This is a genomic window from Pseudomonas sp. GW101-3H06 (assembly GCF_059424605.1).
Window position 1 is genome coordinate 6282678 of sequence record NZ_JBWKZO010000001.1, and the last position, 6761, is coordinate 6289438.

4 protein-coding genes are annotated in these 6761 nt (G+C 61.4%); 1 reads left to right on the top strand and 3 read right to left on the bottom strand.

Annotation, left to right across the window (positions count from 1 at the left end; genetic code table 11):
* Window positions 1-75: 75 nt before the first annotated feature.
* On the bottom strand, window positions 76-2052 hold the full coding sequence (locus AC07ZE_RS29005; RefSeq protein WP_207267733.1) for a methyl-accepting chemotaxis protein: 1977 nt from the start codon (window positions 2050-2052) through the stop codon (window positions 76-78).
* Between the two features lie 186 nt (window positions 2053-2238).
* The gene (locus AC07ZE_RS29010; protein WP_207267734.1) at window positions 2239-3159 is read right to left on the bottom strand and encodes a LysR substrate-binding domain-containing protein; all 921 of its coding nucleotides are present in this window, start codon (window positions 3157-3159) and stop codon (window positions 2239-2241) included.
* 158 nt (window positions 3160-3317) lie between these two features.
* Between AC07ZE_RS29010 and AC07ZE_RS29015 the strand changes: the two genes are divergently transcribed.
* Window positions 3318-4715 carry a NorM family multidrug efflux MATE transporter gene (locus AC07ZE_RS29015; RefSeq protein WP_207267735.1) on the top strand — a complete coding sequence of 466 codons (1398 nt, stop codon included), beginning with the start codon at window positions 3318-3320 and terminating at the stop codon, window positions 4713-4715.
* Between the two features lie 108 nt (window positions 4716-4823).
* On the opposite strand, the gene AC07ZE_RS29020 is transcribed toward AC07ZE_RS29015, so the two are convergent.
* Window positions 4824-6497 carry a putative bifunctional diguanylate cyclase/phosphodiesterase gene (locus tag AC07ZE_RS29020; RefSeq protein ID WP_207267736.1) on the bottom strand — a complete coding sequence of 558 codons (1674 nt, stop codon included), beginning with the start codon at window positions 6495-6497 and terminating at the stop codon, window positions 4824-4826.
* Window positions 6498-6761: the final 264 nt, after the last annotated feature.

A 6761-nucleotide genomic window follows, 5' to 3' on the forward strand; every position in this document is an offset into this window, starting at 1 on the left:
CGTCTACACGATTGTTCGACGACACAGGTACCCTATGGGAGCGAGCTTGCCCGCGATAACTGTTTCAAAGGCACCTCAACGAAACCGGTCAACCTCGGACCGCAAATCCGCTGCCAGCTTCTCCAGTTCCCTGGCGGTGACGGCCAGGTTGGACACCACCTCCCGCTGCTCGCTGTTAGCCAGGGCGATGCTCTGCAGGTTGCTGCTGAGCAAGGTCGCGGTGCTGCTCTGTTCCTGGGTGGCAGTGGTGATGGCGGCGAACTGCTGTCCGGCCGAGCGGCTTTGCTCGTCGATCCGTGCCAGTGCCGCAGCGACGTTGGCGTTGCGTGACAAGCCTTCCTGCATCAGCACATTGCCCTGCTCCATGGTGCTGATGGCGTTGCCGGTCTCTTGCTGGATGCTCTGGATCATCCCGGAAATTTCATCGGTGGCTTCACGGGTGCGAGAGGCGAGGTTGCGCACTTCATCGGCCACCACGGCAAAACCACGACCCTGCTCGCCGGCACGGGCCGCTTCGATCGCGGCGTTGAGCGCCAGCAGGTTGGTCTGATCGGCGATCGACGTAATCACACCGACGATGCCACCGATTTCCTGGGAACGCTGACCCAGGGTATTGATCACCGTTGCAGTGCTGTTCAATGCACCGGCGATTTGCTCCAGCGACGACGACGCTTCATCCATTGACGTGCGACCAATCTGCGTTTGCTGGGCGTTTTCCTGAGCCAGACGCTGGGTGCTGCCCATGTTGTCGGCAATGTTCAACGAGGTTGCGCTGAACTCTTCCACGGCCCCGGCCATGCTGGTGATTTCGCCCGACTGCTGTTCCATCCCTTCGTAGGCGCCACCGGACAAACCGGACAGGGCCTGAGCGCGGCGGTTGACCTCCATCGAAGCATTGCGGATGTGCTCGACCATGGTCGACAACGCCTGGCTCATCTGGTTGAAGGCGCGCGCCAGCTGACCGATCTCGTCGTTGCTCGACACACTCAGACGCACGCTCAGATCACCGGCACCCAAGGCTTCGGCCTGGCGCACCAGATCCGCCAGCGGCGCGAGTTTGCTGCGCAACAGCCAGACCGCCGAACCCACCGCCAGCAACATCGCCAGCAAACTGCCGATGGCCAGCTGGAAACCGACACTCCAGGTCACGGCGCTGATTTCGGTTTTCGGCATGCTCGCCACCACCGACCACGGCCCGCCTTCGAACGGTACGGCCACGCTATAAAATTCTTCGGACTTGTCGCTCCAGAAATCGCCCTTGCCCGGCGTTTTCGCCAGTTCGACAATTGCCGGCACCGCTTGGTCCAGCGCCTGTACACCTGCGATTGGCACAAGCCATTTGTTTTGCTCATCCAAAAGCGCCAGGGAGCCAGTCTGGCCGATGCGGAAGCGTTTGAGGTTTTCGAACTGCGCCTTCTGTGCGTCGGTGTAATCGAATCCTACATACAACACGGCTATGACCTTACCGCTGCTGTCGCGTACGGGGGTGTACTGCGACATGTAGAAGCGTTCAAACAGCAAGGATCGACCCACGTAGCTCTGCCCCGCCATCAAACGGGCGTATGCCGGATTCGCGTGATCCAGAACAGTGCCAATGGCACGATTACCGTCTTGTTTGCTGACATTTGTACTGACGCGAATGAAGTCTTCGCCGCTGCGCACGAACACCGTCGCCACGCCCGCGGTCATCTGCTTGAACTCGTCCACTTCCTTGAAGTTGTTGTTAAGCACTTCACTGCCCAGGTGCAAGCCCGGCGTCTGGATACCCGCCACGGCCACCGGTTCATCCGGGTGCACGCTCAGCCCTCCACTGAAGCGCTTCTCGAACAGTCCGGCCAGCCGCTGGGTACTTTCACGCAACGTGCCGTGAAACGTGCTCAGTTGATCGGCCAGCAACCTGGCCTCACTGGCCAGATGCTCTTCGCGGGTGGCGAGGTTGGCGGTGTCCAGCGAACGCAGGGCGAACAAGGTACTGCCGGTGATGACGATCGCCAGAATCACGGCGAGCGCAAGACCAAGCTGTGAGGCTATCCGGGCACGAGGTTGAGACATGACAGCTCCTGGCCGAGCCGCCGGATCGTCCTGATCGCAGCAAACACTCAGCAAAAATTTCTAATAATGGGAAAAACATCGAACCTGCACGAAGGCTCCATGTGCAGATTTTCGGCGGCGCGCAGCAATACTTGAGCAAACAACCGGGATATAGCCAAAGGCCGCTATTGCAGCGGCTTCATCGATTCAGCTCAGATGCACCACATCCGGCAATTCCATGGCCCGGACTTCACTTTGCAGAAAGTCGCTGAGCCGGCGCATGCGCTCACCGCCCGGCCGGGTTTTCGGCCAGACCAGGTAGTATTTCTCACCGCTGGCAACGGCCGTCGGCCACGGCAAGCTCAACCGTCCCTGGGCCACATCCTCCGCCACCATCAGCAAATCGCCCATGGATACGCCGTAGCCCCGGGCGGCCGCGATCATGCCCAGCTCCAGCGTGTCGAACACTTGCCCCCCCTTGAGTGACACCTGATCGGCCAGGCCCATGCGCTCCAGCCAATTGCGCCAGTCGCGGCGGTCCGGTGTCGGGTGCAACAGCTCAGTATTGGCCAGACGCGTGACGTCCCAAGGCTGATCGCTCGGCAGGTTGGGCGCGCCCACCGGGATCAATTCCTCCGGAAACAGGTAACTCGCCTCCCAGTCCGGCGGAAAATGCCCGCTGCTCAGCAACACCGCGCAATCGAACGGTTCATCGTTGAAGTCCACCGAATCGACATCCATCCAGGCGCTGGTCAATTGCACCTCGTTACCCGGCTGCAAATGGCGGAAGCGACTCAGGCGCGCCAGCAACCAGCGCATGGTCAGGGTCGACGGAGCTTTCATGCGCAGGATGTCGTCTTCGGCGCGCAGGGTATTACAGGCGCGCTCCAGGGCGGTGAAGCCCTCGCGGATCCCCGGCAACAACAAGCGGGCCGATTCGGTCAGCTGCAGGTGGCGACCACTGCGGTGAAACAAGCGGCAGGCAAAATGCTCTTCGAGGGTACGAATATGCCGGCTGACCGCACTTTGAGTGATCGACAGCTCTTCGGCGGCACGGGTGAACGAACTGTGTCGTGCCGCCGCTTCGAATGCGCGCAGGGCATACAAGGGAGGAAGACGACGTGACATTGGAAAAGCTCCTACACCGGGATGAGGCCACCCTAGCAGAAACTCGCCAGCATGAGTTTGAATCATGCTACCCATCCTTTTTATCCCTTTGTGTAAAGCCCGCAGAGCGCCGAGAATCAACGTTTTACTGTTCACTTTGACAATCGAGCGTGATGATCATGCAGCATCCAGCGCGTATTGAACTCTGGGCCATCCTGCGGCTGGCGGGGCCGTTGATTGCCTCGCAGTTGGCGCACATGCTGATGGTCCTCACCGACACTTTGATGATGGCGCGCCTGAGTCCCGAGGCTCTGGCCGGTGGCAGCCTGGGCGCGGCGAGCTATTCGTTCGTGGCGTTCTTCTGCATCGGCGTGATTGCGGCGGTTGGCACTCTGGTGTCGATCCGTCAGGGTGCGGGCGATACTCTCGGGGCTGCCCGACTGGTCCAGGCCGGGTTGTGGCTGGCATGGTTGATGGCACTGGGCGCCGGGCTACTGCTGTGGAACCTCAAGCCGGTTTTGCTGCTGTTCGGCCAGACCGAAAGCAACGTGCAGGCGGCCGGGCAGTTCCTGGTATTTCTGCCTTTCGCCCTGCCCGGCTACCTGAGCTTCATGGCCTTGCGTGGCTTCACCAGCGCCATCGGCCGCGCGACGCCGGTGATGGTCATCAGCCTGGGCGGAACGGTGGCCAACTTCCTGCTCAACTACGCGTTGATCACCGGCATGTTCGGCTTGCCGAAACTGGGCTTGATGGGCATCGGCCTGGTCACCGCGATCGTGGCCAACCTCATGGCCCTGGCGCTGGCGTGGCACATACGTCGGCATCCGGCTTACGACGCCTATCCGCTGCGTCAAGGGTTGCTGCGACTCAACCGGCAGTACCTGAAGGAGCTGTGGCGCCTTGGCCTGCCGATTGGCGGCACCTACGCCGTGGAAGTCGGGTTGTTCGCGTTTGCAGCACTGTGCATGGGCACCATGGGCAGTACGCAATTGGCGGCGCACCAGATTGCCCTGCAAATCGTTTCGGTGGCGTTCATGGTGCCGGCGGGGATTTCCTATGCGATCACCATGCGCATCGGCCAGCATTACGGTGCCGGGCAACTGCTGGATGCACGACTGGCTGGACGGGTCGGCCTCGCCTTCGGCGCAGCGGCGATGCTGTGCTTTGCGATGGTGTTCTGGCTGCTGCCGAATCAGTTGATCGGTCTGTTTCTCGATCACAACGACCCGGCCTTCCGCGACGTTATCAATCTGGCGGTGAGCCTGCTGGCGGTCGCGGCGTGGTTCGAGCTGTTCGACGGCACGCAGACCATCGCCATGGGCTGCATTCGTGGACTCAAGGACGCCAAGACCACGTTCCTGGTCGGTCTGGGTTGCTATTGGCTGATTGGCGCGCCTGCCGCATGGTGGATGGCGTTCCACTTGAACTGGGGGCCGACGGGCGTCTGGTGGGGCCTGGCGCTGGGACTGGCGTTCGCGGCGGTGGGTTTGACGTTGGCGTTTGAGTGGAAGATGAAGCGGATGATTCGGCGGGAGCCTTCATCATCAGCTGCCTTCCAGGTCGCCCAGCCTGACTGAGGTCTAATGTGGGAGCGGGCTTGCTCGCGAAGAGGCCGTGTCAGTCTGCATTGATGTCGACTGACACACCGAATTCGCAAGCAAGCCCGCCCCCACAATGGGTCCGTGTTAAACCATCCCTTCCAGCGGCGCCTGTTGGCTGCCATCGAAACTCAGATACTCCACCAGCTCGGCCAGCGCCAACGGCTTGCTGATCAGATACCCCTGCACCTGATCGCAATCAAACCCGCGCAACAGATCCAGTTGCTCCGGCGTTTCCACGCCTTCGGCAACGACTTCCAGGTTGAGGTTGTGCGCCAGGTTGATCATCGCGTGCACCAGCTTGCGGTTCTCTTCCCGTTGCTCCATGCCGCCGACAAAGCTCTTGTCGATCTTCAACAAGGTGATCGGCAGGCTGTTGAGGTGCACGAAGGACGAGAACCCGGTGCCGAAATCGTCGAGGGAGAAGCGCACGCCCAGACGCCCGAGGGCATCCATGGTCTGCTTGACCAGATCGCTGCGGCGCATCACCGCTGTTTCCGTCAGTTCGAATTCCAGCCATTGCGCCTCGACGCCGCGCTCGGCAATCAGCCGGCTCAGGGTCGACAGCAATTGGCTGTCCTGGAACTGGCGGAACGACAGGTTGATCGCCATGTGCAGCGGCGGCAAACCGCATTCGCGTAAGGCCTGCATATCGCGCAAGGCCCGGGAAATCACCCAGTAACCGAGCGGCACGATCAAACCGCTTTGCTCGGCCAGTGGAACGAATTCGCTCGGTGGCAGCAAGCCACGCTCGGCATGGCGCCAACGCACCAGGGCTTCGAGGCCGACGATTTGCCCGTCCTCGAGATTCAGTCGTGGCTGGTAATGCAGTTCCAGCTCATCACGGCGCAACGCGCGGCGTAGCTCGGTTTCCAGGTCGGCGATGCTGCGGGCATTGCGGTTGATGCGTTCGTTGAAGATGTGAAAGGTGCAGCCCTGCGTGCTCTTGGCTTGCTGCATGGCGATGTGCGCGTGCCACATCAACGGGTCGGCCCCCGCCTGGGCGCGGGCGTGGGCAATGCCGAGGCTGGAGCCGATCAACAGGCTTTCGCCATCGACCCAATAAGGTTCGGCCAAGGCTTCGGTGATGCGCTCGGCCATCCATTCGGCGCGCTGCGGGGCGCGGCGGGTGTCGATCAGCAAGGCGAATTCGTCACTGCCCAGCCGTGCCAGCTGGTCGCCAGCCTCCAGTTGGCTCTTGAGCCGCGCCACGACTTGCAGGATCAGGCGATCGCCGGCCTGGTGGCCGAGGGCATCGTTGGCGTGGCGGAAGTTGTCGAGATCGAGGTGGCCCAGCGCCAGGCCACGGCCCTCATTTTCTGCCAGGCGAGCCGTCAGCAGCGTCTGGAAGCCCTGGCGGTTGGCGATGCCGGTCAGCGGGTCTTGCTCGGCCAGGCGCTGCAGCGTGGTTTCCAGCACGCCGCGCTCACGCACATGACGCAGGCAACGGCGCAGCATGCCGGTATCGAGGTGATCGCGCACCAGCCAGTCGCTTACGCCGTCGGGCGGGGTCAGCGGCTCATGTTCAAGCAGCAACACCGTCGGCAGACAGCAACGGCCCGGCGCCGGCTGAAGAGCCGGGATCGTCAACAACACCGCACTGCGGTTGTCATCGAACAGACTGCTGACCGACTCCCAACTCGGCGCGCTGATGAGCACGGCCGAGCTCCCCATCGGAGCCAGACACTCGCGCAACAACGCTGCCCACGCTGGCTCTTCGGCCAGTAGCAGCAAACGCAAGGGTTCGACAGGCGTAGACAAGCTAGCTCCCTAGACTCTGCAAAGATGTAGGCGACGGGCATTATGCCGCGCCAATAACCAATGACCAATGACATCGGTTATCAAACGTGGCCTTTGTAACCGGAATTACGAACATTAGACGCAAATCCGTTGCGCATCCTGCGTGAAAGTAACAAAAGCGGCAATTAGAGATCGCGTTGTACGTCACAAGTCGGAGAGAGCAGCACAAATTGCTGAGCCTGTTAAAATGCCGGCCCATTTCGTGACTGACCCCTGAATTTACCT

Excerpts from the sequence above, each read along its gene's own strand:
- AC07ZE_RS29010 (WP_207267734.1), bottom strand. The coding sequence starts at position 3,159 with ATGTCACGTCGTCTTCCTCCCTTGTATGCCCTGCGCGCATTCGAAGCG.
- AC07ZE_RS29005 (WP_207267733.1), bottom strand. The coding sequence starts at position 2,052 with ATGTCTCAACCTCGTGCCCGGATAGCCTCACAGCTTGGTCTTGCGCTC.
- AC07ZE_RS29015 (WP_207267735.1), top strand. The coding sequence starts at position 3,318 with ATGCAGCATCCAGCGCGTATTGAACTCTGGGCCATCCTGCGGCTGGCG.